This window comes from Flavisolibacter ginsengisoli DSM 18119 (assembly GCF_900129295.1).
Taxonomy (GTDB): Bacteria; Bacteroidota; Bacteroidia; order Chitinophagales; family Chitinophagaceae; genus Flavisolibacter; species Flavisolibacter ginsengisoli.
Genome location: NZ_FQUU01000002.1, coordinates 379060 through 405868, shown reverse-complemented (window position 1 = coordinate 405868; position 26809 = coordinate 379060). Strand labels below are relative to the sequence as shown.

At 37.7% G+C, this 26809-nt stretch carries 21 protein-coding genes; 14 read left to right on the top strand and 7 right to left on the bottom strand.

Annotated elements, in window-relative coordinates; all coding sequences use genetic code 11:
* The first annotated feature begins 19 nt into the window (after window positions 1-19).
* Both BUA53_RS03860 and BUA53_RS03855 read left to right on the top strand, forming a co-directional pair.
* Complete coding sequence (locus tag BUA53_RS03860) at window positions 20-400, top strand: response regulator transcription factor (RefSeq protein ID WP_072833920.1); 381 nt, start codon at window positions 20-22, stop codon at window positions 398-400.
* Window positions 401-418: 18 nt separating this feature from the next.
* On the top strand, window positions 419-2098 hold the full coding sequence (locus tag BUA53_RS03855) for an adenylate/guanylate cyclase domain-containing protein (RefSeq protein ID WP_072833919.1): 1680 nt from the start codon (window positions 419-421) through the stop codon (window positions 2096-2098).
* A 152-nt stretch (window positions 2099-2250) separates the two neighbouring features.
* Here BUA53_RS03855 and BUA53_RS03850 read toward each other — a convergent pair whose 3' ends face one another.
* Window positions 2251-3978, bottom strand: a complete 1728-nt coding sequence (locus BUA53_RS03850) for a M14 family zinc carboxypeptidase (RefSeq protein WP_072833918.1) — start codon at window positions 3976-3978, stop codon at window positions 2251-2253.
* A gap of 107 nt (window positions 3979-4085) precedes the next feature.
* Window positions 4086-4340 carry a 30S ribosomal protein S20 gene (gene rpsT / locus BUA53_RS03845; protein ID WP_072833917.1) on the bottom strand — a complete coding sequence of 85 codons (255 nt, stop codon included), beginning with the start codon at window positions 4338-4340 and terminating at the stop codon, window positions 4086-4088.
* A 364-nt stretch (window positions 4341-4704) separates the two neighbouring features.
* On the opposite strand from rpsT, the gene BUA53_RS03840 reads away from it, so the two are divergent.
* The 3 genes from BUA53_RS03840 to BUA53_RS03830 all read left to right on the top strand — a co-directional run bounded on the left by BUA53_RS03840 (window position 4705) and on the right by BUA53_RS03830 (window position 10067).
* Complete coding sequence (locus BUA53_RS03840; protein WP_072833916.1) at window positions 4705-7452, top strand: 2-oxoglutarate dehydrogenase E1 component; 2748 nt, start codon at window positions 4705-4707, stop codon at window positions 7450-7452.
* 148 nt (window positions 7453-7600) lie between these two features.
* Complete coding sequence (gene odhB, locus BUA53_RS03835) at window positions 7601-8854, top strand: 2-oxoglutarate dehydrogenase complex dihydrolipoyllysine-residue succinyltransferase (protein ID WP_084079795.1); 1254 nt, start codon at window positions 7601-7603, stop codon at window positions 8852-8854.
* 52 nt (window positions 8855-8906) lie between these two features.
* Window positions 8907-10067, top strand: coding sequence for an RsmB/NOP family class I SAM-dependent RNA methyltransferase (locus tag BUA53_RS03830; RefSeq protein WP_072833914.1), 1161 nt, complete (start codon window positions 8907-8909; stop codon window positions 10065-10067).
* Here BUA53_RS03830 and BUA53_RS03825 read toward each other — a convergent pair.
* The 3 genes from BUA53_RS03825 to mnmA all read right to left on the bottom strand — a co-directional run bounded on the left by BUA53_RS03825 (window position 10062) and on the right by mnmA (window position 14313).
* A complete protein-coding gene (locus BUA53_RS03825; RefSeq protein ID WP_072833913.1) occupies window positions 10062-12020 on the bottom strand; it encodes a S8 family serine peptidase in 1959 nt (652 codons plus the stop codon). The genes BUA53_RS03830 and BUA53_RS03825 overlap by 6 nt on opposite strands.
* Window position 12021: 1 nt before the next feature.
* Window positions 12022-13068 carry a hypothetical protein gene (locus tag BUA53_RS03820; RefSeq protein ID WP_072833912.1) on the bottom strand — a complete coding sequence of 349 codons (1047 nt, stop codon included), beginning with the start codon at window positions 13066-13068 and terminating at the stop codon, window positions 12022-12024.
* A gap of 138 nt (window positions 13069-13206) precedes the next feature.
* Window positions 13207-14313: a tRNA 2-thiouridine(34) synthase MnmA gene (mnmA, locus tag BUA53_RS03815; protein WP_072833911.1), complete on the bottom strand. Its 1107-nt coding sequence runs from the start codon at window positions 14311-14313 to the stop codon at window positions 13207-13209.
* Between the two features lie 337 nt (window positions 14314-14650).
* Between mnmA and BUA53_RS03810 the strand changes: the two genes are divergently transcribed.
* From BUA53_RS03810 to BUA53_RS03770, 9 genes are all read left to right on the top strand, one after another.
* Complete coding sequence (locus BUA53_RS03810; protein WP_072833910.1) at window positions 14651-15490, top strand: universal stress protein; 840 nt, start codon at window positions 14651-14653, stop codon at window positions 15488-15490.
* 9 nt (window positions 15491-15499) lie between these two features.
* A complete protein-coding gene (locus BUA53_RS03805) occupies window positions 15500-16339 on the top strand; it encodes a universal stress protein (protein ID WP_072833909.1) in 840 nt (279 codons plus the stop codon).
* Window positions 16323-16688, top strand: coding sequence for a hypothetical protein (locus BUA53_RS03800; protein ID WP_072833908.1), 366 nt, complete (start codon window positions 16323-16325; stop codon window positions 16686-16688). The genes BUA53_RS03805 and BUA53_RS03800 overlap by 17 nt, the downstream gene beginning before the upstream one ends.
* A 103-nt stretch (window positions 16689-16791) precedes the next feature.
* Window positions 16792-19173 (top strand): phosphoenolpyruvate synthase, encoded by a 2382-nt coding sequence (ppsA, locus tag BUA53_RS03795; RefSeq protein ID WP_072833907.1) that lies wholly within the window; start codon window positions 16792-16794, stop codon window positions 19171-19173.
* Window positions 19174-19193: 20 nt separating this feature from the next.
* A complete protein-coding gene (locus tag BUA53_RS03790; RefSeq protein WP_072833906.1) occupies window positions 19194-20024 on the top strand; it encodes a CHAD domain-containing protein in 831 nt (276 codons plus the stop codon).
* Window positions 20025-20079: 55 nt separating this feature from the next.
* The gene (locus BUA53_RS03785) at window positions 20080-22650 is read left to right on the top strand and encodes a cation-translocating P-type ATPase (RefSeq protein WP_072833905.1); all 2571 of its coding nucleotides are present in this window, start codon (window positions 20080-20082) and stop codon (window positions 22648-22650) included.
* 135 nt (window positions 22651-22785) lie between these two features.
* Window positions 22786-23229 (top strand): Hsp20/alpha crystallin family protein, encoded by a 444-nt coding sequence (locus BUA53_RS03780; protein WP_072833904.1) that lies wholly within the window; start codon window positions 22786-22788, stop codon window positions 23227-23229.
* An 88-nt stretch (window positions 23230-23317) separates the two neighbouring features.
* Window positions 23318-24439 (top strand): site-2 protease family protein, encoded by a 1122-nt coding sequence (locus BUA53_RS03775; protein ID WP_072833903.1) that lies wholly within the window; start codon window positions 23318-23320, stop codon window positions 24437-24439.
* Window positions 24440-24455: 16 nt separating this feature from the next.
* On the top strand, window positions 24456-24848 hold the full coding sequence (locus BUA53_RS03770) for a hypothetical protein (RefSeq protein WP_072833902.1): 393 nt from the start codon (window positions 24456-24458) through the stop codon (window positions 24846-24848).
* Here BUA53_RS03770 and BUA53_RS03765 read toward each other — a convergent pair.
* Both BUA53_RS03765 and BUA53_RS03760 read right to left on the bottom strand, forming a co-directional pair.
* Entirely contained in the window at window positions 24845-25903 is a 1059-nt protein-coding gene (locus BUA53_RS03765; RefSeq protein ID WP_072833901.1) for a response regulator, read from the bottom strand. The genes BUA53_RS03770 and BUA53_RS03765 overlap by 4 nt on opposite strands.
* A gap of 345 nt (window positions 25904-26248) precedes the next feature.
* Window positions 26249-26743, bottom strand: a complete 495-nt coding sequence (locus BUA53_RS03760) for a YbhB/YbcL family Raf kinase inhibitor-like protein (protein ID WP_072833900.1) — start codon at window positions 26741-26743, stop codon at window positions 26249-26251.
* Between the last annotated feature and the right edge of the window lie 66 nt (window positions 26744-26809).

Sequence of the window (26809 nt, the reverse complement as noted above, 5' to 3'; positions counted from 1 at the left end):
AACTTTTTAAATTGAAGAAATGGAAAAGAAACTATTGATCGTAGACGACGAGGCCCATATAAGAATGTTAATTGAACAAACATTGGAAGAACTTGAAGACGAAGGAGTCAATTTTTTGATGGCTGAAAACGGTGAACAGGCACTGGAACTTATTCAATCTGAAAACCCTCAACTTGTATTTTTAGATGTGATGATGCCCAAAATGAATGGTATGGAGGTATGCCGCAGGGTAAAAAAAGAATTATCCATTGACGTTTATATTGTACTGCTTACAGCTAAAGGGCAGGAACTTGACCGATTGAAAGGGCAGGAAGTAGGCGCTGATCTGTACATGACCAAGCCTTTTGATCCTGAGGTCATACTTGCCAAGGCAAGAGAGGTACTCGAGTTAAGCAACTGATCCCAACTAATATTATAAATGGCAAGGATAAGTTTAAAAAATATTGTAGGCAAGAAGGCAGATACGTTATCAGCTATTCCACTTTTACTGGATAGCCTTAAAGCAGATGTATGGATAGAAGATGTCAAGGGAAATGTGCTTGCAGGTTCCCAGAATAATTCACCTGAATTTCAATATCCCATTCTTTATGAAGAGGAATTATTAGGTTGGGTGAAAGGGGATGCATTAGCAAAAACAATTCATAACCTGCTTGAACAACTTGTGCAAAAGGAAGGAGAAAAAAAGAAATTAGGGACTGAAGTACTCAACCTGTACCAGGAAATAAATCTCATTTTTAATTTCTCCGAAAAGCTGGCTAAGACCATCGATGCTCCTGCAATTTGTGCTATTACCCTTGAAGAGGCAACTCATGTGATCAGAAATGATGACGGGGTAATTGTTTTATGGGATGAAAGGGAAAAAAGACTGAATGTTATTGCCTCTACAGGCGATGAATTCTTTCATACAGAGGTCATTAATTTACAGGTACCCTTATTAAGTAAGATTATTATCAGCGGTCAATCGGAAATCATTACTGATACTTCGGCCTTAGTTGAAAACGGTATTGTGCTACCTGCTATACAATCCATTATTTATTCTGCATTGAAGGTGAAGCATAGAGTGATGGGAGCCATTATACTTGCCAGCAACGAATCTGTTCAATATACAGCGGCAGATCTTAAATTATTGACTACCCTGGCTTTGCAATCTTCGGGGGCTATTGAAAGTGCATTGCTTTATGAAAAAAATATTAAAGAGGCTAGGGAAAGTGAAGAGGCTATGCGCAAAGTTTACGAAGTTACAGGCAAGTTCGTTCCCTATGAGTTCATTGGTGCTCTTGGGCATAAGGTAATCACTGATGTGCATTTGGGTGAGCACGTAGAAAAAATTGTAACTGTATTGTTTTCTGATATCAGGGATTATACTACACTTTCAGAGAAGATGACCCCGGAAGAGAACTTTAGTTTTGTATGTTCTTTTAATGAGCGAATGGGACCGATTATCAGGCGCAACGGAGGATTTATTAATCAGTATTTAGGTGACGCCATTATGGCCATATTTCCCGGGAATGCATTGGATGCACTGCAAACTGCCATTGAAATGAGGCGGGCATTGGAAGAGCTAAATGCAGAAAGAAGATTAATGGATCTACCGTTTATTCAAATGGGTGTAGGCATGCATACAGGACCTTTGATAATGGGTATCACTGGCGATCATCACAGGCTTGATGCTACTACTATTGCTGATACGGTTAACACAGCGTCACGAATAGAGAGCCTGACCAAGTATTATAAAGCAGGCATCATAATCAGCGAAGCCAGCTTCCGCCAATTGCATGATATTTCAGATTTTCACCTGAGGCACCTGGGATTGGTGCAATTAAAAGGTAAGCAAGAAGCAATTGGCATATATGAATGCTTTAGCGCGGATACTGAAATGGAGAGACATTTTAAAACGTCCACATTGGCAATATTCAATGAAGCAATGATGTACTACGTCAATCAGTCTTTTGAAAGTGCTCGTAAGGCATTCCAGGAGGTAATTGAATTACATCCTTACGATAAGACTGCAGCTTTCTTTATGCAAAGATCAGAAGAACTGCTTGAGGGAGTAAATACCGATAGTCTTGTTGGAATAGTTAAAATGGCAGAGAAGTAAAATGGCAACTGAACGTAATAGCTCTTAGGTAAGTTTCAAAGAAATATCTATTTTTTAAAAGGGTAAGCCTGAAATGGAAAGCAGTAAGGTTTATTACTTCCGGTCTGGAATAAATATCCCAACTGCTTGCTCACTTAAAAGTTGTACCTGGATTATTTAGGCACTCTATATACAGGGTATTGTAAAAATGCAGGTTCGAAAAAGGGAGAATTCTGAAAAACAAAGTTTAATTGGGCGCCTCCATTTTTGGCAAAAGTTGAATCTGAAATCTTTTTTTCATTTAACCTGATTCTTATATCAGGATGTTTGTTGAGGTATTCTGCTGCAACATCTTCAAAATGATAATCTGAGTAGCCTTCTTTTTGCCCAAGTATTGGGTCAAAGAAATTCCAGGTAAAATAACTATCCTCGGCCTGTGGCTCCAGCGTTTCGATCAAAAACCGATTAGCAGGCTGATTCATGGGTATATAGTAATCTCCTTTCCGGAATTTCATTTCTTTTGTGTTCACAGATATCTTTACATTGGTATTAGGGTGATGTCCTTCATAAGGCCTTGGGCTGGCCTGGTACCCTTCTATTTTATACCATTGCACTATTAATGTAGTATCCCTGGTAAGCTTTCGTAATTGAACCTTATTAGCCTGGATTCTTTCAATTACTTTCCACCATCCCTGGGGAATAATATAAGCAGCAGGTGTGCGAATATCAAGGGTGTCTGCATATTCATTATAAAATGGAATCTTTCTTTCAAATGGTTTATTGCGATCATAATAAAGCCTGGGTAATCCTGATACTTCACTGGTTTTATGACCAGCTTCATACCCTTTGAAGTTTATATTCACTGATTTGGCTTTGTCAAGTTTCCATGCTACTGGAAAGTTCTCCTGGATGCATATGTCTTTTTTGGTTTGTTCTCTTAAAGAAATAATTTCTTTATTGTTCTTTGATGTGAACTCAATAAAGCATTCCATTAAAGCACTGGTAGCTTCCACTCTTTGCTTATAAGATTTCAGCATATGAGTTTCTGGAGTAAAGCTAAAGGTGTTCCATAAACTAGTGTACCCGCTACTGTAACGAGGGCTGTCCCAGAATTCAGTCCATCCCTTTTCGGGTGTTTCACTGAAATGGTTAACATAAGGAACAAGGTCAAATCCTTTACCCTTCATTAAAGTATAAAGTGTAGGTTCAAATTGTTTATTTAGGTATTCCCCCATTTTGCCACCTAACTTATTGTGCTGGGAAGTAAGTAAGGTCATTATGTGCTGGTAGTCAGCTCCATTGCTGACATGATTGTCTACAAAGACTTCCGGGTCAAGGTAATGGAAGATATTTGTGAAAGTGAAAGCTTCCTTTGAGTCACACTTAATGAAATCACGGTTAAGATCCAGGTTTTCTGAGTTACCACGGAATCCAAATTCCGCCGGGCCATTCTGATCAACCCGGTAATCCGCACTCCTGTTTAAACAACCACCTATATTATATACCGGAATAATAGCTAGCACAACATTTCCCGGTAATTTGTAACGGTTCTCCACAATATCCCTTACCAGTACCATACTGGCATCAATACCATCAGGTTCGCCCGGATGAATGCCATTATTGACAAATATGATACTCTTCTTTTTAGCCTTTATAGAAGCTATGCTAAAATCCTTATCTGCAGAAACCATCACCAGGTGTAAAGGGTATCCAGCATCTGTAGGACCCATTTCCTGCATTTTAACTATTGGAGATACAGCATCCAGGTTTTTCCACCAGTTTATGATATCATTATAAGTGGGGGTTTCTGTTCCATTAGTACGTTCAAATTGTGTTGAGATCTTTTGGCTGAAGACCAGCAAGGGTAGATTCAATAAGAGTGTAAGGATCAACTTTCGCATAATGCTAAGATAGGAGTTGATACCCAGACAGCTAACCTTGTTGTGGAAGGGGCATAAAAAAAGTCCCGCTGTAGGCAGGACATAATATAATCACAATGAAAATAAGCTTATGCTAATACATTCACTCTTTTGGACAATTTGCTTTTCAGATTGCTGGCTTTGTTTTTATGGATCACTCCACGCTTTGCCAGTTTATCAATCATAGATATTACTTCAGGCGTTTTTTCACCTGCGGCAGCTTTTTCAGTAATAGTTCTTAGGTCGCGAATAGCATTACGGGTAGTTTTTCCGTAATATTTATTTCTTTCGCGACGCCTAGCAGCCTGACGCATATCTTTCTTTGTTGCCTTATGATTAGCCATGTTCTTTTAATTTCGGACGGCAAAAGTAGGGTAAATAAATGAAAACTGGCAAAAAGATGGTAAAAAAATAGGGATTTTACACCCTTTTAAGAATCCTTAAGGAATATCTACCTACAAAGGATTAATTCCTCATATACTATATCTGGCTAGATATGGAAGAGTTGTCTATTTAGGGACATGAAGAAGTTCATAAATCTCGAAAGATGTTCTATTTGTTAATTATTCCTTTGGTACACCATAATTTTTGGTAAATGGTTAATTATGATCAGTATAGGCATTTAAAAACTTAATAGGTGTTTAACTAACTGATTGACCTCACAACTTTTTAAGCGATATTTGCGTTCCCAAATTCAAACTTCCTTTCATGAAGGACTTTTCCTACATCACTCATTCACACCCGGCTTACATTGAGAGCCTTTATAATGATTTTAAACAAAACCCTGAAAGCATTGATCCCGAATACCGGAAATTCTTTGAAGGTTTTGATTTTGCCTTTTCCAACAATATTAATGGCCAGGCTGTAGCAGCTCCAAAAGAAGAAAAGGCTGTAGATGCAAGCAAATTGCAGAAAGAGTTTTCAGTATATAACCTTATTCAGTGTTATAGAAAAAAAGCACATCTGGTGGCCCGGACCAATCCCATCCGTGAAAGGAAAGATAGGGGTGCAAACCTGGATTTGAAGTATTTTGGGTTAACAGAAGCAGATCTTACGCAAAATTTTGCTGCAGGCCAGTTTGTGGGTATACCTGGTGCATCACTCCAACAGATAATAGAACGACTTCAAAAGATCTATTGTGGCCATATAGGAATAGAATACCAGTATGTGGTAAACCAGGATAGAATGGAATGGCTTCAGAGGGAAATAGAAACTACACTTCAAAACCCGGTTCCCCTGGAACAGAAAAAACGCATCCTGGATAAACTTAATGAAGGGGTTATTTTCGAAAAGTTTCTTCACACCAAGTATGTAGGACAGAAGCGTTTTTCACTGGAAGGAGGGGAGACAACAATTGCCGCACTTGATGCAATACTAACTGTAGCTTCTAATAATGGCGTTCAGGAAGCTGTAATAGGAATGGCCCACCGGGGTCGTTTGAATGTGCTGGCTAACATATTAGGTAAAACCTATGAACAAATATTCAGTGAGTTTGAAGGAACGGCCATTCCAGATCAAACCATGGGCAGTGGGGATGTTAAATATCATCTTGGCTTTAGTAGTGAGGTAGAAACAGCCAGTGGCAAAAAGATGCATTTAAAATTAACTCCCAACCCCTCTCACCTGGAAGCTGTAAACCCTGTAGTATTGGGTTACTCCAGGGCAAAAGCGGATGTACTCTATAAATCAGAATTCGATTCTGTACTTCCTATATTAATTCATGGCGATGCATCAGTTGCCGGCCAGGGAATAGTTTACGAGATACTTCAAATGAGTAACCTTCAAGGGTATTATACAGGGGGTACAATTCATTTTGTCATCAATAATCAAATAGGATTTACAACAGATTTTGATGATGCCAGGAGCTCAGATTACAGTACTTCCATAGCTGCCACAATTCAAGCCCCGGTTTTTCATGTGAATGGAGATGATCCGGAAGCTGTGGTTAAATGTGTTGAAATTGCTACCCGCTACAGGCAGGAATTTAATTCTGACATTTTTATCGACATGGTTTGCTATCGCCGCCATGGACATAATGAAGGTGATGATCCTAAATTTACGCAGCCGCAGTTATATGCCTTGATTGATAAGCATGCCAACCCCCGGGAGGAATACGTTCAGTATTTGTTGAAGAATGGAGAAGCCGATGCGCAAACTCTTGCAAAAGAAATGGAAAAGAAGTTTTGGGCTGATCTGCAAGAGCGTTTGGATGAGGTAAAACAAAATCCCCTTCCTTATAATTACCAGCAGCCAGAACTGGCATGGAAAAGCCTGCGTAAGGCCAATGTTCAGGATTTTGACCAATCTCCTGTTACTGCAATAAGCGAAGATGATTTTATGCGCCTATTTCAAGGACTCATGAAATGGCCAGAAGGATTTAAACCTTTAAGGAAAGTTGAGAAGATTTTACAGGAAAAAGTAAAGCTTTTCGATGCAGAGAAAAAAGTTGACTGGGCTACAGGTGAACTATTAGCGTATTCAAGTTTGCTCATTGAAGGAAAAGATGTAAGAATGAGTGGTCAGGATGTCAAAAGGGGTACCTTCTCTCATCGTCACGCAGTAATCTATGATGAAAATACAAACAAGGAACATAATCGTTTAAACAGTTTCCAGGATAAACAAGCCGAGTTTAGAATATATAATTCCTTGTTAAGTGAATATGCAGTATTGGGCTTTGAATATGGGTATGCCCTTGCAAGCCCCAATTCATTAGTAATTTGGGAAGCGCAATTTGGTGATTTTGCCAATGGTGCACAGATTATTATAGACCAGTTTATATCATCTGCAGAAACCAAATGGCAACGCATGGATGGTGTTGTACTATTGCTTCCTCATGGCTATGAAGGGCAAGGACCTGAACATAGCAGTGCCCGGCTGGAAAGATTTCTGCAATCATGTGCCGAGTTAAATATGGTTGTAACTAATATAACTACTTCTGCAAATCTCTTTCATGCATTACGTCGCCAATTAGCATGGCCTTTCCGAAAGCCATTGATTAACTTTTCACCTAAAGCAAATCTCCGTCATTCCGGAACTTATTCTGCTGTTTCAGAGTTTACGAATGGAGGTTTCAGGGAAGTCATTGATGACAATACAATCCAGGATCCCACAGAAATTAAAAAGGTTTTATTCTGTTCTGGTAAAATATATTATGATCTTGCTGAAAAACAGGCTAAAGAAAAAAGGACAGATATTTCAATTGTGAGACTTGAACAGATATATCCATTACCATTTCCACAATTGGAAGCTTTGTATAAAAAATATAATAAAGCCACCTGGTTTTGGGTACAGGAAGAGCCTCTTAATATGGGAGCCGCATCTTTTCTTCAAATGAACCTGAAGACGATAAACTTTGGTATCATCAGTCGTCAGCCAAGTGCCTCAACAGCCAGTGGATATAGCAAGGTACATGCTCAGGAACAAGCCGAAATAGTTGAAACTGCCTTTGCTATTTAAGAGGTTATATTAATTATATTATGCTTTAGGTAAGGAGTTTAAAGAAATCAGGTAACAATAAATAAGAAGTTTAATAGATTTGGCCGGCTATATATCATAAAGCAGCCAATAATTAAGGATTTAAAGAAACATCTGAAACAAGGAAATCATGATCGATATTAAAGTACCAACAGTTGGAGAATCTATCAATGAAGTGACCCTGGTGAAGTGGTTAAAAAATGATGGTGACTATGTAGAACGTGATGAAGTGATAGCTGAATTAGAAAGTGAGAAAGCTACTTTTGAGGTCAATGCAGAAAAAGCAGGATTGTTGAAAACTGTGGGTAAGGAAGGTGATACCTTGAATATTGGTGACGTATTAGCTCAGATAGATGAAACAGCAGTAAAGCAAGAATCTGCAAAACCTGCTACAGTTGTAAAACCTGCACCTGTCCCGGAAACCAAGGTTGCAACTGGAGAACCAAAGCCTACAGCAGAAGTTGCACCTCATTCCCATCCTTCCGTAATTGCTCCTGCAGATGTAAAAGCAACCCCGGTAGCATCAGCAATCATTGCAGATAAAAAAGTAGATCCCAAAAGCATTCAGCCAAGTGGGTATAATGGAAAGATTTTAAAAGACGATGTTTTAAGTGCTTTAGAACATCCCGGTAAAAGGCCTGGTACGGAAGCTTTTACAAGGGAAGAGAAAAAAGAAAAAATGAGCAACCTGCGCAAAACTGTAAGCCGGAGGTTGGTAGAAGCCAAAAATACAACTGCCATGTTAACCACTTTCAATGAAGTGGATATGAGCAAGGTGATGGCTATTCGTACACTGTATAAAGATAAATTCAAAGAAATACATGGAGTAGGTCTTGGGTTTATGAGCTTTTTTACAAAGGCCGTTTGCTTTGCTTTACAGGAATGGCCAGCTGTTAACGCTTATATAGATGGAGACTCGCTGGTCTATCATCAATATTGCGATATTTCCATAGCTGTTTCTGCACCAAAAGGTTTGGTAGTTCCTGTAATAAGAAATGCTGAGAGTTTAAGCATGGCTGAAATTGAAAAGAAAGTTGTGGAATTGGCAACAAAAGCCCGGGATAATAAATTAAGCATGGAGGAAATGCAGGGGGGGACCTTTACAATTACCAATGGTGGTGTATTTGGTTCATTGATGTCTACTCCGATAATTAATATTCCCCAATCTGCTATATTAGGTATGCATAAAATAGAGGAAAGAGCTGTAGTGGTTGATAAACAAATAGTTATCAGACCTATGATGTACCTGGCCTTGAGTTACGACCACCGTATTATTGATGGAAGAGAATCTGTTTCATTCCTGGTTAGGGTAAAAGAATTATTAGAAAATCCTGAATTGTTATTATTTGGAAAGGATCCGGTAAAAACTTTATTGGAATTATAATTTTTATTTCAATAAATCTGCTAAAAGCTATTTGTAGCCATTTCTTATTCTTATGAGCAGATTCTATTCCTGGTTAAATGCTTCACAAGAATTTGTTTCCATGTATAAGGGCGAGGAGCCTTTTGCTTCGTTTATTAAAAAACAGTTTGCAAAACATAAAAAATATGGATCTACAGACAGGAAGAATATCAGCCAGCTTTGTTATGGGTTTTTTAGATTAGGAAAGGCTTTTGAGGAACAACCAGTAATTGATAGGTTACTTATAGGAGTTTTTTTGAGTTCAAGGAGTTCAAATGATGTACTGCAAGAGATAAAGCCCTTATGGAATGAAAATATTACATTAAACACTCATGAAAAGTTTTCCTTTCTACAAGCTAAAGAAGAGTTATCTAAAGTTTTTCCACTTCACCATAAATTAAGTAGTAAAATCGATCGCGAGGTATTTCAAATTTCCATGTTCCATCAACCCTTGTTGTTCATTAGGGTTCGGCCAGGAAAAATTGATGTTGTCGAGCAAAAGTTGAAAGCGGCAGCTATTCAATATAATAGAGTAAATGATAGTTGCCTTGCTATTGCTAATAGTTCAAAAGTCGATGCTGCAATTCACTTAAATCGGGATGCTGTTATCCAGGATCTCAACTCTCAAAAAGTGTTAGATATTTTGCCTGGATATATTCAGAGTGATCGGCCTTTTGGTGCATGGGATTGCTGTGCCGCTAGTGGAGGAAAATCTATTTTGCTAAAAGATATGTATCCGCAGGTGGAATTAACTGTTTCTGATATTAGGGAAACAATATTAAGAAACTTGCATCAACGTTTTAGTCAGGCAGGAATCAAAGACTACCATTCTTTTGACGCCGATCTAACCCAACCAACATTTATTCTTAATAAGACATTTGATCTTGTGATCTGTGACGCTCCGTGTAGTGGATCCGGAACCTGGAGCCGAACACCAGAGCAGCTGGCTTTTTTCAAAGAAGAAACAATTGACCATTATAACAAACTTCAAAAAAGTATTTCATTAAATTCCAGTAAATCAGTTAGAAAAGGAGGGTACTTTTTGTATATAACCTGTTCAGTATTTGAAAATGAAAACGAAGATATTGTACAGTTCCTCCAAAGTCATAGTTCTTTAAAGTTGTTGTGTCAACAATATTTTATTGGTTATGATAAAAGTGCTGATACCTTGTTTACCGCTTTATTTACATTATAGTTTGATGAATTGCATGGTTCCAATTCTTGTATTACTGTCATATACGGTAATATAATATTTACCTGACGCCAAATAAAATACAGGTATTTCAAAAATCGCCAATCCATTGGATTTCGTTGTTTTTCTTTCAAACACCAATTGACCTATAGAATTAGAGATCCTTATTGTTATATTTTGAGATACTGTCGGTGTCGTTAATTTTATGGTAAGGGGTCCTTTGGTAGGATTGGGTGCAATTGTAAAACTGTTCTGGCCAGAAAAACAGTTACCTGGTATATCTACAGAAGTTGTGTCAATATAACCACCTTTTAAACCATTGGAAGAACTATCAACCATTTGTTTAATCCTGTAGGTTAAAAGCCCCGCCGGCAGATCTCCCAGGTCGTCTTCAAACTCATTTGTTTGGGTGCTGAAAGTTTTATTTGAGGCTCTGACTTCCCCTATTTTAATAAAGTTGTTTTGTCCTGAAAATCTTCTTTCTATTTCATATTTCATTGGAGCAATATCCTTACTTGTCCAGCTTATCCTGGCTTTGCAACCGTTCAACTGCACCGAAGATGTAGCCAATTCATTTAATAGCAATAAGGTTGCCTTTGTCATATCCGGAATGCCAAACCCAATTGTATCATTTGGATTAGAGGCCCTGCTACCTGAGCGCCGTAGTGCATCTATGATCTGGATATTATTAAATTCTGGAAATCCCTGCCATAGACAAGCCGTAAGCCCGGCTAGATTTGGACAGGCAAATGAGGTACCATTTCCAGTGCCTATTGTATTGTTTGGAAGTTGAATTACTGTAGCTACGCCTACCGAAGCTACATCTGGTTTTACTTGCCCATCGGAGGAAGGCCCTCTGCTGGTAAAACTGGCTGGCAATCCTGAGGCAGTAACTGCTCCTACAGCCATCACACTATCTCCATCAGCTGGAGTGGTGATCTTTCCCCAAGTGCCAGCTCCTTCATTTCCTGCTGAATTAACAACCAGAATTCCCTTTTTTGCCGCCATATCAGCTCCAATAGCTGCCATAGTAGTATTGCCATTCATGTCAGCATATGTGTGATCAAATGCAGGATTATCAAATTGTGAGTAGCCTAGGGATGAGGAGATCAAATCACCTCCGGCACTGTCAAGTCTTTCTGCTGCACATACCCAATTGTGTTCTTCAATAAGATTCTCAGAAGTGGCATCTTCGCTTCTGAAAAGATAGAAAGAAGCTTTTGGAGCTGTGCCTACAAATTGGCCTGGAATGTTAGCTGCAATAGTAGAGAAGCATTCCATTCCATGTTGGTTGTCTTCATTTACGCTGGCTTCCCTGGCTACAAAATCCCAGGTGCCTAATATTTGTCCGTTTGCCCGAACACTATCAAAGGCTTTAACATTCAGGTAATTCAAATAACCTGCATCTAGCATTCCAATGATCATGTTCTCACCATGTAAACCTATGTTGTGCAGAAACTGACCATTATGAATATGCACCTGTGCCTGGGATGCGCCATAATCATAATGATCCGCAGATATCCCATTTTCTCTTTGAGAAATTGATGGGGTTTCCAAGGTGTTTTCAGGTTTGATACGACCTGCTGAAAATCTGGCCCCAACAGGTTGGGAGCTTTTTACAAAAGGGAAGTTATGTATTTTCACTAATGCAGTAGCATCGGTGGTTTGAATACTTACAGAGTTAAGCCACTTAGATACATTCAATATAGTTACATTTCCTACCAGCTTAATGCTATCTAAATATGCTGGGGTTACTGGAAGATCCGAACTATCTATTGCAATTCCATACTTTGATCTTCTTTCTAAAGCTCTTTCAGAGAGATAAACAGAAGGATTACTAATTGAGAAGGGATTGTTGCCTTTATTTTTAAATTCTATTACAAACCTGGTAGATTGAGCCTTTGATAATTGTGTTATAATAAGGGCTACCAATAAACACAGGGCAATTTTTTTCATTTCAATTATGATTGATCATTCTTCTCTTTACACCAAAACCAGTTTTAGTGCCGTCATCACTGCCATTAGTGATCTTGTACTGATATTCCCATAATACGTATTCCTGGTACACAAGACCAATACCTGGAGCATATTTATCAATCATTAAAGACCTGGAGCCAAAAGGCAGTTCTGGATTTAATACATCAATTCTATTGCCATTATTGTCTTTTGTTCCATATGTCCAGTTGCCGTTTACAAATTCATACGTTCTGCCCTGGCCTGCTGGTACAGCTATGCCATTCAATGTCAGTGGTTGATTGGTCCTGTTATACAATGCCAGTATGGAAGTATTAGGAGTTGGGGTTGCAGCAGAAACCCGTATAGAATCGGTTGCAGTTCCCCTTAGATATACGGTCGTTTTTCCAGATACATTGACAGCATTTTCAGCAACCGTAACAGTATCAGCAAGGTTTGAATAGTCTATTCCTGTTACTGTTACTACATTATTCAAAGCTGTAGAGTTATAGGTAAAAACATCGTTTACTTTAGAATAAGTGTAAGCCCATATATCCATCCTGTTATCATTACTAAAGTTATACATGGTACTGTAAGGCTCATCTGGCAAGTAGAGATTGCCATTCCAGGTAGTACCCTCCCGTAATGGTAAAGCAAGTTTAACAAAACGAAGGTTATTATCGTTAATTTCAACTGTTGAGGCAGTAGGAGTGATGAAAAAAGTTCCGCTGCTAAACCTTGGTTTGGTACCATTGATATCCTGCATAAATCTTGTTACCCGGTAACTTGTCCGGCCCATTGCGTCCATGAACTTATCATCAATAGTGTCTTTTTCAATATATGAATGGATCTCTTCATTCCTATTAAAATTGGTGAAAACCAGCGAATCTGTTTGGTAGGTAATTGTTTTACCTACTTGTAAAGGGAGGACTTCAGTCAGGCGGTCAGTTTCATAATCATGGCCATCTAAAACTTCAGATTCTTTTTTGCAGCTAAAAATTGTAAAAGTCAGAATGGCAATACTAAAGCAGTAAGTAAGATTTGCTCTCATAAGTTATATGGATTCATAAGCTATCCCTGGCTATTAACCAGTAGATATACCAAGGCTAAAACTAATAAAAAACAATGAAGTTGGCAAGCCTTTGGGGAATGTTGGTTAAGGTAAAATAGCTTAGAAAAGCTGCTAATATTACTGAATTTTCAATTCACGCTGAATGATACCACCTCCAATAACGTCATCGCCTTCGTAGAATACAGCGCTTTGCCCCGGAGCTATTCCTTTTGCTTTTTCATAAAAGCGAACCGAAACACCGTTTTCTTCTGGAATAATTGTAGAGTAAGTTCCTTTATCCTTATAGCGGATTTTTGTTATAACATCCTTCTCAACATCAAGGCCTGGGTATTTTATCCAGTTGATGCCAGTTACATTCATTTGTTCTTTTTCGAGGTCTTCCTCATCTCCTAAAATTACTGTATTTGTATCAGGATCAATAGCAGTTACATAGACTGGCTTCCCAAAAGTTATATCAAGACCTTTGCGCTGACCAATTGTATAAAAGGGGTAACCTTTATGTTGACCAAGTATCTTACCATCTTTATCAACGAAATGCCCACCATTCACACGATCCTCCAATCCTTCAATTTTTCGCTTTAGAAAGCCCCGATAATCATTATCCGGAACAAAACAAATCTCGTAGCTCTCGCTTTTTTTAGCAAGTTCAGGGTAGCCAAAATCAAGAGCCATTTGCCTGATTTGTGTTTTTCTATAACCGCCTAAAGGCAAAAGAGTCCTGCTTAAAAGATCCTGCTGTAAACCCCAAAGCACATAACTCTGGTCTTTGGTTTCATCAACACCTTTTGTAACCACATATCTGCCATTTTCATGTTGGTATACTGAGGCATAATGCCCTGTAGCTATAAAATCGCAACCCAAAGCATCCGCACGTTTTAATAATGCCCTCCATTTAATATGAGTATTACAAAGGACGCAGGGGTTTGGAGTCCTTCCTGCAATGTATTCGTTGACAAAATTCTCAACAACGAAACTTCCAAACTCATCCCTTATATCTAGTATATAGTGTGGAAATCCATGCTGCACCGCTGCCATACGGGCATCATTAAAACTATCCAGGTTACAGCAGCCTGTTTCTTTTTTTGATCCTCCACTTGCCGCATAGTCCCATGTTTTCATGGTTATGCCTACTACCTCATAACCTTCATTATGAAGCATTAATGCCGTGACGGTACTATCAATACCTCCGCTCATAGCAACTAATACTTTTCCTTTCCTGCTCATAATTTATTAGATATTAGCCTAAATAAAAGCTAACAAGCCCGCAAAGATAATAATAGTGCACTGTTTAAGACTTTACAGGGATGTTAAGGTGTGCAAAGCGATGTCCTGACTGGTTTTCCTGTTATACCAAGGTCACATACTTTCAAAAGTTCAAATAAGACAAGCAAATGGATAATAATAAGCTCATCAATTAAGCATTTATTATATGATGAATAATAATATTCAGAAAGCGATAAAATACAACTCGCTTCCGTAAATGACGGCTGTCACAAAAGCGTGTAATGATGGTCATATGAATGAATAGGGTTGGAAGATTAGATTTGGTTAAAGCGGTTTTATGGAAAAGATTTTACTTGTCATTAATGCTCACAAGCCAGATGTACAAGTTATCCGGTTTGCGAGTGATATTGCAAAGGATGCAGGTTCGAAACTTACCGGTGTGTTTGTTGAAAATGTATATTTCGAATACATCCCTTCATCTGATGAACCCGTATACGAGGTTTCTGCTGCAACAATTTCAGAAAGTACCCTTATTAAAGGAGGGATAATAACAGATATTGACTTATGCATTCGCATATTCAAAGAGCAGTGCGAAAAGAATGGTGTGAGTTATGAGCTATACCAGGATAAAGGTGAACCTATCCAGGAAATAATCTTTGAAAGTCGGTTTTCAGATCTTCTTATAATTGACCCGGCCCTTAGCTTTCAGAATAAGGAGGAAGATCTTCCCTCACATTTCACCAGGGAAGTGCTTCTTCATGCAGAATGTCCTGTTTTACTAACCCCTGGCAGGTTTGAAGAAATTAAGGAAGTAGTCTTTTGTTACGATGGTAGCGCATCAGCTGTCTTTGCTATTAAGCAATTCACTTACCTGTTTTCATTTTATAACAACAAAAAGGTTACGTTATTAGAAGTGGACCATAAAAAGGCAGTGGAATACAATGACTCTAAAAAGAAACTAATAGATCTGCTGCGTTGTCATTTTTCTTCTGTTCATTCAAAAGATTTGAAAGGAAATCCTGAGGAAGAGTTATTTAAATACTTTTTCAATAAAACAGGTATGTTGATAGTTATGGGTGCTTATGGGCGAAGTATGCTTTCTAATTTGTTTAAAAAAAGCGCTGCAGAACTACTATTTCGCATGGTAGATCTGCCACTATTTATTACACATATATAAACATATGTTATGAAAAAAATTATTGCAGCTTTTGATGGATTAAGTTTCTCTGAAAGTACTAAAGACTATTCCATTTTTATGGCTAAGCATATGGAAGCACACCTGGTTGGTATACTACTGGATGATGTAACCAGGCATAGTTACAGTGTGGCTGAATTAACAAAATATGCGGGTTCCTTTGATGATCACCTTGAGGAATTAAATCAGAAAGATAAAGACGCAAGAAACCAGGCAGCCGAAAACTTTGTAAGGGACTGTCAACAGGCTGGGGTGAATTATTCAATACACAGGGATAAAAATGTGGCTTTACAAGAACTGCTGCATGAATCAATTTATGCCGACTTGCTCATTGTCGATAGTAAAGAAACTATGACAAGGTTTGAAGAAATTCCACCAACACGTTTTATACGGGACCTGCTTACGGATGTTCAGTGTCCTGTTCTTGTAGTGCCATCAAGTTATAAACCGGTAGAAAACATTGTTTTCTTATACGATGGAGAACCCTCGTCAGTTCATGCAGTAAAAATGTTTAGTTATTTGATGCCTGGATTTAAAAATTTTGATATTGAATTTCTCTGTGCCAAGGGGGAGGATGAATCCCTTCATCTGCCAGAGAACAAATTGATGAAGGAATTTATGAAAAGGCATTACCCCAAAGCAACCTATGTGGTCATAAAGGGATTTATTGAAGATAAAATAGTCAGTTACCTGGCCCATCAAAAAAAAGAATCTCTAGTAGTACTTGGAGCTTATCGAAGAAGCCGGATGTCAAGATTATTCAGGCAAAGTATGGCAGATGTTTTACTAAACCATTTGAAGTTGCCACTATTTATTGCTCACAATAAATAACAATGATGTGCTTTTAGAAATTGATGATAATAAAACAATAGGAGATCTACAGGAAAATTTCAATGAAAGCTTCCCCTTTTTGAAAATTGAATTTTATGACCGACGGTATAGGTCAATAAAGGATTATCACCTACTATTCCCTCTTGCCCCCAATGTGCGTGTTGAAACTATCAGAAAGAAACATGATCCGGGGATTTGTACTATTAAATCATGGTATAGAGTAGAAACAGTGGAAGAGGACCTTTGGAACAACTTTGGGTTGGTTGCCCGGATTTACCATTACATTGGAAATAGGTGGGTGGTTTTAACTGGTGGAGAAACCCTATCGCCAAAACTAAAGCCCATATAATGTACAAAGTTTGTAAATCTATTTTCATGATGAAGAGGTAAGATGTTTTTTTGATGCCAGGACTATCCTAAAGAAGATTTAATGCTCTATAAATGTTAATCAAATGAAACCTTTTATAAAAAAATTTGAAGAAATACTGATCAATGATGTTTCAATTGTTGGCGGTAAAAATGCTTCGTTGGGAGAGATGTATAATAAGCTTTCGACCAAAGGAATTAAAGTGCCTCCTGGTTTTGCTACAACCGCGTTTGCCTTTGAGGCTTTCCTTGAATACAATCAATTAGCTGCCAGGCTTGAGAATATTATAACAGGCCTTGACAGGACGTTATTTTCTAATCTTAAAGAAACCGGTGCCAGTGCAAGAAAGTTGATAATGGATGGGGAATTGCCAAAAGATCTTAAAGATGAAATAGTAGAAGCTTATAATATTTTGGGGGCTGAAACTACTGTTGCTGTCCGTAGCAGTGCGACCGCCGAGGACCTTCCCCAGGCGAGTTTTGCTGGCCAGCATGAATCCTATTTAAATGTGAAGGGTGCCAATAATCTGCTTATGGCTATTAAAAAATGCTACGCATCGCTATATACTGATAGGGCCATAAAATACAGGGAGGATAAAGGGTTTGTCCATAGTAAGGTTTATTTATCTGTTGGCGTGCAGAAAATGGTTCGTTCTGATAAGGCATCTTCTGGCGTTGGGTTCACACTGGATCCTGAATCTGGTTTTAGGAATGTTATCCATTTAAGTGGTGTGTGGGGATTGGGTGAAAACCTGGTACAGGGAACCGTAACCCCGGATGAATATTATGTTTTTAAAACCTCGCTAAGGAATGGGAAAAACGGCATCATCCAAAAGAAATTGGGAACAAAGGAATTAACTATGGTATATGGTGAAACCCAAGGGGCTGGTACTATTAATGTAGAAACTCCTGTTGCCAGGCGTAATGAATATATACTGGATGATATTGAAATAACAAAACTGGCTAATTGGGCCTTGATAATTGAGGATCATTATCAAAAGCCAATGGATATTGAATGGGCAAAAGATGGCTTATCCGGTGAAATATTTATAATCCAGGCCAGGCCAGAGACTGTGCATTCATTAATTAATCCCATGCTATTCAGTGAATATAAATTGCTTTATAAAAGTGAAGTGCTATGCAGTGGGAATGCTATAGGCTCTAAAGTGGCAACAGGTATTGCAAGAGTTTTGCAGTCACCAAAAGAGATGGATAAACTTAAGAAAGGAGAGATACTTATTACAGATGTTACTAGTCCTGATTGGGATCCATTATTACAAAAATGTGCCGCTATCGTAACAAATAAGGGAGGAAGGACAAGTCATGCATCCATAGTTGCTCGTGAACTGGGTGTGCCGGCCATTGTTGGTTGTGGAAATGCTACAGAAATCATTAGGGATGGTGATGAAATAACTATATCATGCTGTGAGGGTAAAACCGGATATATCTATAAAGGGAAGATTGGCTACAGGATAAAAGAAACTGATTTTTCAAATATTAAGAAACCTAAGGTAACAAAGCCAATGTTAATAGTTGGTGACCCTGACCAGGCTTTCAAACTATCATTTTATCCCAACGATGGAGTAGGATTGATGCGGCTGGAGTTCATAATCAATCATTTTATCAAAGTACATCCTATGGCATTGATACACTTTGATAAGTTGACAGATGATATAGCCCGAAAGCAGATTGAAGAGCTGACTTCTTCCTATAAGGATAAGAAAAAATACTTTGTTGATAAATTGTCCCAGGGCATTGCAACCATTGCTGCGGCTTTTTATCCTAAAGATGTAATAGTTCGATTGAGTGATTTCAAATCAAATGAATATGCAAATCTTATAGGTGGTAAAGAATTTGAGCCGCATGAAGAAAATCCGATGATTGGATTTCGGGGTGCTTCAAGATACTATCACCCATTGTATAAGGAAGGGTTTAATTTAGAATGCCAGGCCATCAAAAAAGTAAGAAATGATATGGGACTGAGCAATATAAAATTGATGGTTCCTTTTTGCAGAACTATACAGGAAGCCCACAAGGTTTTGGATGTTATGATGGCGAATGGATTGGATAGAAATAAAGACCATTCTTTACAAATATTTATGATGGCAGAAATACCCAGTAATGTTTTATTGGCTGATAAATTCGCTGAATTATTTGATGGCTTCTCAATAGGTTCTAATGATCTCACGCAATTAACCCTGGGAGTAGACAGGGATTCGGAATTAGTAAGTGAGATTTTTGATGAACAGGATGATGCTGTGAAAATGATGATAACTTTGATGATAGATAAAGCGAAATATTGCCGTGTTAAGGTAGGATTATGTGGGCAGGCCCCAAGCGATATCCCGCAATTTGCACAATTTCTTGTAAGGAAAGGCATCGATAGTATTTCTTTTAATCCTGATGCTTTTTTGAAAGGAATTCAAAATATTATTGCAGCTGAACAAAAGCTTACTGTTCTTTTATAGCAGGCTAATTTTCATGATATATGAAAAGCCCTTTAAAAAAGCTAGAAAAGTATTATATAAAAGCAGTTAAGGATTTTAATAGGGAAGATGTACACCAATTCCGTGTGGAGCTAAAAAAATTTCGTGCACTGACCAGGTTAATATTTTACAATAAACAGGGATTGACCTTTAGAATTCCAAATGGACTAAAAGGTCTTTATAAGCAAACAGGTAATATAAGAAATCTTGAATTGCTACTGGAAAAGGTAATAAGCTTTTCCTTCAAATCTAAGGTGTGGCCAAAGTATTACATTTCTTTTATCGGATCAATGAAGCAGGCATACACTAAAAAAGCAGGAAAGTACAAGCATAAGAAAGCTTGCAAAACATCGGAAATTAATAAAGTAAATAATGCCCTGGATCAACTTGAAAAGCATAAAATAGAAGTATATGCATTTCACCAGGCAGGATTATTACAAAATCTGTTATTCATAGAGCATTTTGAAGATAATGATCTGCACCAGTTGCGTAAATTTTTAAAGGATATTCTTTATAATTGGAAGCTTATTAAACCCTTTATTGCTCCATTGCTTCCCTTTATTATTCAGAAAAAAAAGCAGATATCTAGCTTTACTGTTCTTTTAGGGGAATTCCAGGATATCTGTGTAGCATTGGAGTATGTAGATCATGAGTTTAAACCACATTTACCTTTTGCGGAGAAGCTATTGATTAAAAACTTTCGTGATGAACTGGAATTGCAAAAACTTCATCTAAGAAAGAGGATATTAAATACAATAGATCCGCAAGGGTTGCCCTGGCACTCAAATAATTTCAATAGATCATTTTACAATTACAAAATTGCTTTAACTTAATGTATTGCCTGATGCTAATAATAGCTTTTATTCCCATAAGCTACAAGGCCATAAGATGAAATGGTATAATTTAGAAATTGATACTGTTCTCAAACACCAAAACTCTTCTGCGGAAGGTCTTTCAACAATAATAGCAGGGAAGCGATTAATAGAAAGTGGGCCTAATTCACTTGAAGAAAAGGAAATAAGGCCAGCCTGGTATTTTTTCCTTTCTCAGTTCAAGGATTTCATGATTTTGATATTGATTGCTGCTGCCATTATTTCTGGAATAATAGGAGATAAAGCAGATACTATCATTATTCTAGTAATAGTATTATTAAATGCCATTGTTGGGTTTGTGCAGGAGTACAAGGCTGAGAAGGCAATGGAAGCCTTACGGAAAATGGCAGCCTCACATGCTACTGTTATGCGAGATTGCATCACTTTTATTATTCCTTCCGATCAAATTGTACCCGGGGATATTGTATTGCTGGAAGCAGGAAATACAATACCTGCTGATATGCGGCTACTTTCTGCTCATTCATTGAGAATTATGGAATCAAGCCTGACAGGGGAGTCTGTACCTGTAGACAAAATCACGAAACCCATCGCTAAAAATGATCTATCACTAGGAGATCAGTATAATATGGCTTTTAAAGGAACTCAGGTTATTAATGGAAGAGGAAAAGGGATTGTGGTAGCTACGGGTATGAATACAGAAATAGGTAAGATAGCCCAGATGTTGAAAGATAAAGAACTGCCTACTCCCTTGCAACTACGCATGGCAGATTTCGGGAAAAAGTTGTCTTACCTGATCCTGTTGATCTGTATTATTCTGTTTGTGGTAGGTTTCCTTGGAGGCGAAGAACCAATTAGGATGTTGCTTGTTGCCATCTCGCTTGCTGTAGCTGCCATTCCTGAGGCGTTGCCTGCATTGATTACAATTGCACTTGCACGTGGCGCTAAACGGCTTGTTTTAAATAATGTTCTTATCAGAAAGTTAGCTGCAGTGGAAACCCTTGGCTCAGTTACCTATATCTGCTCTGATAAAACGGGTACACTCACACAGAATAGTATGACTGTCGTGGAAGTATTTTCTTTTACAAATGTTCATCTTGGAAAAGAACATTTGCCCTTATTGAATGTTGCAATTGCTTTGAACCATGATGTCAGGATTTCAACTCAATATGATTTCATTGGTGATCCCACTGAAGTTGCAATAGTTAAATATTTTAAAGATCATTATTCAAATGATGATTATAATAGCCTGCATACTCAGTTTCCAAGGGTAATGGAACTGCCCTTTGATTCAGATAGGAAATGTATGACCACCATTCACAGTTTTGGGAAACAATACCTTGTAATAACCAAAGGTGCAGTTGAATCTATTACCGGGCGAATGGATGTTCATCACAAACTAAACTATTATTTATCTCAAGCTAATGAAATGGCTTCAAAGGGAATAAGGGTTTTATGTTATGCTTATCGCATAATGGATTCTATTTCTGAACCATTGGATTATAATTTAATTGAAAGAGATCTTTTGATGGCTGGTATCATTGGATTGATTGATCCTCACAGGGAAGAGATTCCTGAAGCCATTAAGGAATGTTATAATGCTGGAATAGTGCCTGTCATGATTACGGGAGATCATAGAGAAACTGCAGTTGCTATTGCTCAGGCAATTGGACTGAATTCGGATAAGGATATGGTTATGACGGGGGAAGAATTGTCCAGGTTGAATGAGAAGGAATATGAGCAAAGAGTGGAGAATATCACTGTATATGCCAGGGTTACGCCTGAGCAGAAATTGAAAATTGTAAAAGCATTACAAAAACGGTCACATTTTGTGGCGATGACAGGGGATGGGGTTAATGATGCTCCATCTTTAAAGAAGGCAAATATTGGAATAGCAATGGGCATAACAGGAACAGATGTCAGTAAAGAGGCCGCTGATATGATACTGCTTGATGATAATTTTGCGTCTATTGTAAAAGCAGTAAAAGAAGGAAGAAGGATATATGATAATATACGCAAGTTTGTAAAATACATCATGACCTGTAATGGTGCCGAGATCTGGACCATTTTTCTTGCGCCATTATTTGGGCTGCCTATACCATTATTACCTATTCATATCTTATGGATCAACTTAGTTACTGATGGGTTGCCAGGCCTTGCTTTGTCATCTGAAAAAGCAGAAAAAAATATTATGCAGCGACCTCCAAGGCCCACGAATGAAAGTTTATTTGCTGAAGGGATAACACGCCATATTATATGGGTAGGTTTACTAATGTCTTTTGTTACATTGGGAATTCAGGCATGGGCACTACATCAGCAAAATTCACATTGGCAGACTATGGTCTTTACAGTGCTGTCACTTGCACAATTAGCTCATGTGTTTGCTATCCGAAGTGACAACGAATTCATATACAAAAAAGGATTGTTTTCAAATAAAAATTTAACCTGGGTCCTGGTATTGACATTCATTTTACAGCTAGTGGTAATCTATTTGCCTGCTGCAAATAATATTTTTAAAACACAACCACTTTCTTTCAAAGAATTATCTCTTTGCCTGGTAGCAGCAGCATTAATATTCCATGCTGTGGAAGCTGAAAAATGGCTTAAAAAGAGAAGTATTATGCCGTAATTTCCAATTTATTATGAACCAAAATAATTACTGACCACACTCATAAGAAATGCTGACCACCGTCTTTGAATAGCGCATGCTGCAAGCATAGATTTGATATGTAAAAAATGATTCAGTAACATTAAAATTATTACTATGTCAAGCAGAGCCTTAACCAGATTGAGCATGACACCATCCATTTTTGATGACTTCTTCAGACCATGGAATGAATGGTTTGATAATAACGAATTTGCCAATAAAATGATGACTCTTCCAGCAGTTAACATAACTGAAAAAAAAGATCATTATGAAATGTCATTGGCAGCTCCAGGATTAAAGAAAGAAGATTTCAAGATCAATGTAGAAGGCAATATGCTAACTATAAGCTCAGAGAAAGAAGAAAAGAAAGAAGAAAAGGATGAAATGGTAACACGCAAGGAATATAACTACACTTCTTTTTCACGCAGTTTTACTCTTCCTGAGGATGTAAAACAGGAAGCCATTGATGCTAAATATGAAAACGGAGTTTTGATCCTTGCATTACCAAGGAAAGAGAATTCAAAGAAATTAACAGCAACAAAACAAATTGCTGTTCATTAGAAGGCCATCTACCGTATGGCTTATACCCTACAGAACAGCCCTGTCGCCCCTATGCGGCGGGGCTTTTTTTCAAAACAAAGCTTATTTTATGAAAGGCTCCATCAGGTTATGTTCCATTAAAAGTGTTGTGATCTCTGTTCACTTTACTTTTCTGTTATTAATTGGGTGGTTGATTGTTATGAACATCTATTCCGGCCTTCACCCTGGTCAAATGCTTTGGTCATTGCTTTTCTTTATTGCAATTTTTTTCAGCCTGGTCTTGCATGAAGTTGGACATGCATTGGTAGGTGCCCAGTTTGGCATTAATGCAAGATGGATCACTTTCTATCCTGTAGGCGGAATAGCAAGCATTGATAAATTACCAGATAATCCGGGCCAGGAATTGCCAATCAGTTTAGCCGGAGTATTTGTTAGTACTTTAATAGGATCAACCCTTGTTTTGTTTTCCGGGCTACCCTTTTCATTAAATGATATGAGGGCATATACTGGTATTATTGACTCATCTAATTTTATTTACAGCCTTGGCGTACTCAATATTGCCATTGCCGTCATTAATCTCATACCAGCGTTTCCTCTTGATGGTGGAAGAGTTTTCAGGGCCTTGCTCGGGTTTAAGTACAACTATATAAGGGCTACTGCCATAGTTGGTCATACTGGCCGCATTGTAGCATTTCTGCTTATAATAACAGGGCTGTTTAGCTACAACTTTTTTGTCTCCCTGTTAGGGCTTTATATTCTTGCATTTGCATCAGACGAGGCATCTTATTTTAATATAAATGAATTAGTAAAAGGCATATTTGTACGGGATGTGGTAATGTATGACTACAATAATATGAATGTCAGTACTACGATTAATGAAGCCGCTAATTTACTTGCGCAAAATCACAGCCGCTATTTCATTGTAATGGATGACAATTGGCCTGTTGGAATAGTAAATCGTATGGAGATCATAAAGGCAGTTGCAGAAATGAAATATGACACTACTGTAAGTGAGGTAATGAAAGAAAATACGCTATTCTATGATGCTTCCAAACCTGTTTTAGAGGTGATGGATGAACTTTCAGCCCATGAGGGTAAGATATACCCTGTAATGGAAGGAGACCATTTCATAGGTGTTATAAGTTTTCAAAACATCATTGAACATCTGATTTTGCAAAAATCAAAGACCCGGGAGTACCAGAAAGCACGGTCCCTTGCTGAATTGGTGTGAAATTGAAACGATTCGTATGCCTGCCACATTTATCAGACAGTTTAATTTTGAATGTGAATCCTGGAAAAGAATATTGTATTTCTTTAGGGAAGAAAATGTTTATTACCGCAATCGTTTATCTGAGATATTAAATGATGCTGTCAATGAAGAATTGTTAGAAAGGTCTGAATACTTCCAGGGAAATTTTATAATGAGTGATGAAACAATACACTGGCTTGTGGATGAGATACATCAACACATAAAATTCCTGAGTCAAAATATTGCCACAGATACTCAGATACTTGAATTAGTCATCAGGAACCACCAGAAATTAAAAAAAGATGTTGAGAAAGCTGAAGAAGTTCTATTCAATCTAAAAAAGGAATTTAATGAATTCCTGGCTGAAAGTGTCGTTGGTTATTACAATTAATTGATCATCTTTCGAAGTTTATTCTCATTCAGTATTATTATATGCCCTTCCATTATCTCAAGTAATTTTTCGGTTTTAAAATCACTTAATGTACGTATAAGAGATTCTGTAGCTGTACCAGCAATTGTAGCAAGGTTTTCGCGGCTGATATCTATTGTATAATGATCGTTTAGTTTTCGGTTATATTTTTCCATAAGGGTGATCAATGCATCTGCAACTTTTTTTCGCAGGGAATTATAGGCCAGGTTCAATAGCTGCTTTTCTTTTTCAGTTATATTCTTTGCCAGCAGTTGAATAAATTTATGAGTTACCTCCGGGTTAGTATTCATTAACTCTTCAAATTCCTCTTTTGGAATTTCAGCTATTTCGCACTCTTCAATTGCAACAGCCGAAGCTTTGTAGGATGTTCCTTCGAGTAAAGCTGTATACCCAAAAAAATCACCTTCGTTAAATAAGTTTACAACCAGTTCTTTACCCTCATCATTGGATTTAATGATCTTGACCTTACCTTTTTGGATATAATATAGTCGGGTAGGCTTGTTTCCCTCAGAAAATATAATCTGTTTCTTTTTATATCTATTGGTATTGCGGCCATCAATAAATTGTTGTAAGGCTTCTTTCCCCGAGGTAATGCTCATCAAGTGGTTGAACCCATGAATATCTGATGATATGGTAGATTTTAAAACTTCTACTTTTTTAAGCCTGCTTTCTATTGCATTTAAAAGGTCTGTGGCGGTAAATGGCTTTGGAATATAGTCATCAGCACCCAAGCCCATTCCTTTCCTAACTTCCGCGGGTTCTGTTTTGGCTGATAAAAATATAAATGGTGTACTCTTTAATTCAGGATTGTGCTGAATTACATGCAATACCCCATACCCATCCAATTCAGGCATCATAATGTCACAGACAATCAGGTCGGGTTTGTTAGCTATTGCAGATTCAACCCCTTTCAATCCATTCTCTGCCGTAAATACCCTGTAATTAGCCATTTCCAGGATCTCTGCCGTATTATCACGGATGTCTAAATTATCCTCAACGACCAGGATCTTTTTCATAATAATCAGGTATTAGAAAATGTGAAAGGAAAGACCTAAAAATTTATAATTGACTAAAATCCGTTTTATCCGTTTGGTATCTCGTTACCTGCAAGGTGAGCCTTTTTTCAAATCCTTCAGCTGATAAACATCAATTTTTAATTTGAGTTTACTCACTCAAAATTAAGCTATTCAAAAGGTTTATAATAGACTAGGACATCCTTTAATGTAAGGACCAGAAAAAATAAATAGTTCTAATTTGAGGAAGCAGATATTGTTACTCGTGGATATGTATTAATGATGAGACTAAATTTAAATCTAGTAATCAATATAAAAAACTTCAGTTTTAACTTATCATCTTAAATTCTATTTTGAATTTTTCCTTTGGTATTGACCGGTAAGTTCACCAAATGCAATTATTTGATCAGACATAGCTTTTTCAAGTTGTTTTTTACTACTGCCTGGGGGCAGATCGAGTATCCCATTCAGAGCATATACTTTAATATAATACTTGTGAATACCAGTGGGCGGACAAGGGCCTTCATAACGTGTTCTTCCAAAATCATTAATTCCGTTTATGCCATGGTTGAAACCTTCATGTATATGTTTAGTTATTGGAATATTCCATATAACCCAATGGACAAAAGGATTATACCTGGCATCAGGATCATCCATAATAATGGCAAGACTCCTGGCTTCATGGGGAATATGCTCAATTTCAAGTGGTGGGTTTGTATTCCTGCCATCACATGTATATTCTATTGGTATCATGTGGCCAGCTTCAAATGATGGGCTGTTTACATTTAATACCTTATAGTCAATTGCTTTTGAAGGCTCAAATTGCCGTGATAAGTTTGACATGTCTGAAATTTAGGTGTGTGAAATTCTATACTAAAGCAATACTTTAAATCTTAATGATACCAAAGC

What these genes read in the sequence shown, in the direction of transcription:
- BUA53_RS03820 (WP_072833912.1), bottom strand. Translation starts at nt 13,068, where the DNA reads ATGAGAGCAAATCTTACTTACTGCTTTAGTATTGCCATTCTGACTTTT.
- BUA53_RS03785 (WP_072833905.1), top strand. Translation starts at nt 20,080, where the DNA reads ATGAAATGGTATAATTTAGAAATTGATACTGTTCTCAAACACCAAAAC.
- BUA53_RS03850 (WP_072833918.1), bottom strand. Translation starts at nt 3,978, where the DNA reads ATGCGAAAGTTGATCCTTACACTCTTATTGAATCTACCCTTGCTGGTC.
- BUA53_RS03780 (WP_072833904.1), top strand. Translation starts at nt 22,786, where the DNA reads ATGTCAAGCAGAGCCTTAACCAGATTGAGCATGACACCATCCATTTTT.
- rpsT (WP_072833917.1), bottom strand. Translation starts at nt 4,340, where the DNA reads ATGGCTAATCATAAGGCAACAAAGAAAGATATGCGTCAGGCTGCTAGG.
- BUA53_RS03860 (WP_072833920.1), top strand. Translation starts at nt 20, where the DNA reads ATGGAAAAGAAACTATTGATCGTAGACGACGAGGCCCATATAAGAATG.
- BUA53_RS03760 (WP_072833900.1), bottom strand. Translation starts at nt 26,743, where the DNA reads ATGTCAAACTTATCACGGCAATTTGAGCCTTCAAAAGCAATTGACTAT.
- BUA53_RS03825 (WP_072833913.1), bottom strand. Translation starts at nt 12,020, where the DNA reads ATGAAAAAAATTGCCCTGTGTTTATTGGTAGCCCTTATTATAACACAA.
- odhB (WP_084079795.1), top strand. Translation starts at nt 7,601, where the DNA reads ATGATCGATATTAAAGTACCAACAGTTGGAGAATCTATCAATGAAGTG.
- BUA53_RS03830 (WP_072833914.1), top strand. Translation starts at nt 8,907, where the DNA reads ATGAGCAGATTCTATTCCTGGTTAAATGCTTCACAAGAATTTGTTTCC.
- BUA53_RS03805 (WP_072833909.1), top strand. Translation starts at nt 15,500, where the DNA reads ATGAAAAAAATTATTGCAGCTTTTGATGGATTAAGTTTCTCTGAAAGT.
- BUA53_RS03790 (WP_072833906.1), top strand. Translation starts at nt 19,194, where the DNA reads ATGAAAAGCCCTTTAAAAAAGCTAGAAAAGTATTATATAAAAGCAGTT.
- BUA53_RS03775 (WP_072833903.1), top strand. Translation starts at nt 23,318, where the DNA reads ATGAAAGGCTCCATCAGGTTATGTTCCATTAAAAGTGTTGTGATCTCT.
- BUA53_RS03840 (WP_072833916.1), top strand. Translation starts at nt 4,705, where the DNA reads ATGAAGGACTTTTCCTACATCACTCATTCACACCCGGCTTACATTGAG.
- BUA53_RS03855 (WP_072833919.1), top strand. Translation starts at nt 419, where the DNA reads ATGGCAAGGATAAGTTTAAAAAATATTGTAGGCAAGAAGGCAGATACG.
- mnmA (WP_072833911.1), bottom strand. Translation starts at nt 14,313, where the DNA reads ATGAGCAGGAAAGGAAAAGTATTAGTTGCTATGAGCGGAGGTATTGAT.
- ppsA (WP_072833907.1), top strand. Translation starts at nt 16,792, where the DNA reads ATGAAACCTTTTATAAAAAAATTTGAAGAAATACTGATCAATGATGTT.
- BUA53_RS03765 (WP_072833901.1), bottom strand. Translation starts at nt 25,903, where the DNA reads ATGAAAAAGATCCTGGTCGTTGAGGATAATTTAGACATCCGTGATAAT.
- BUA53_RS03770 (WP_072833902.1), top strand. Translation starts at nt 24,456, where the DNA reads ATGCCTGCCACATTTATCAGACAGTTTAATTTTGAATGTGAATCCTGG.
- BUA53_RS03810 (WP_072833910.1), top strand. Translation starts at nt 14,651, where the DNA reads ATGGAAAAGATTTTACTTGTCATTAATGCTCACAAGCCAGATGTACAA.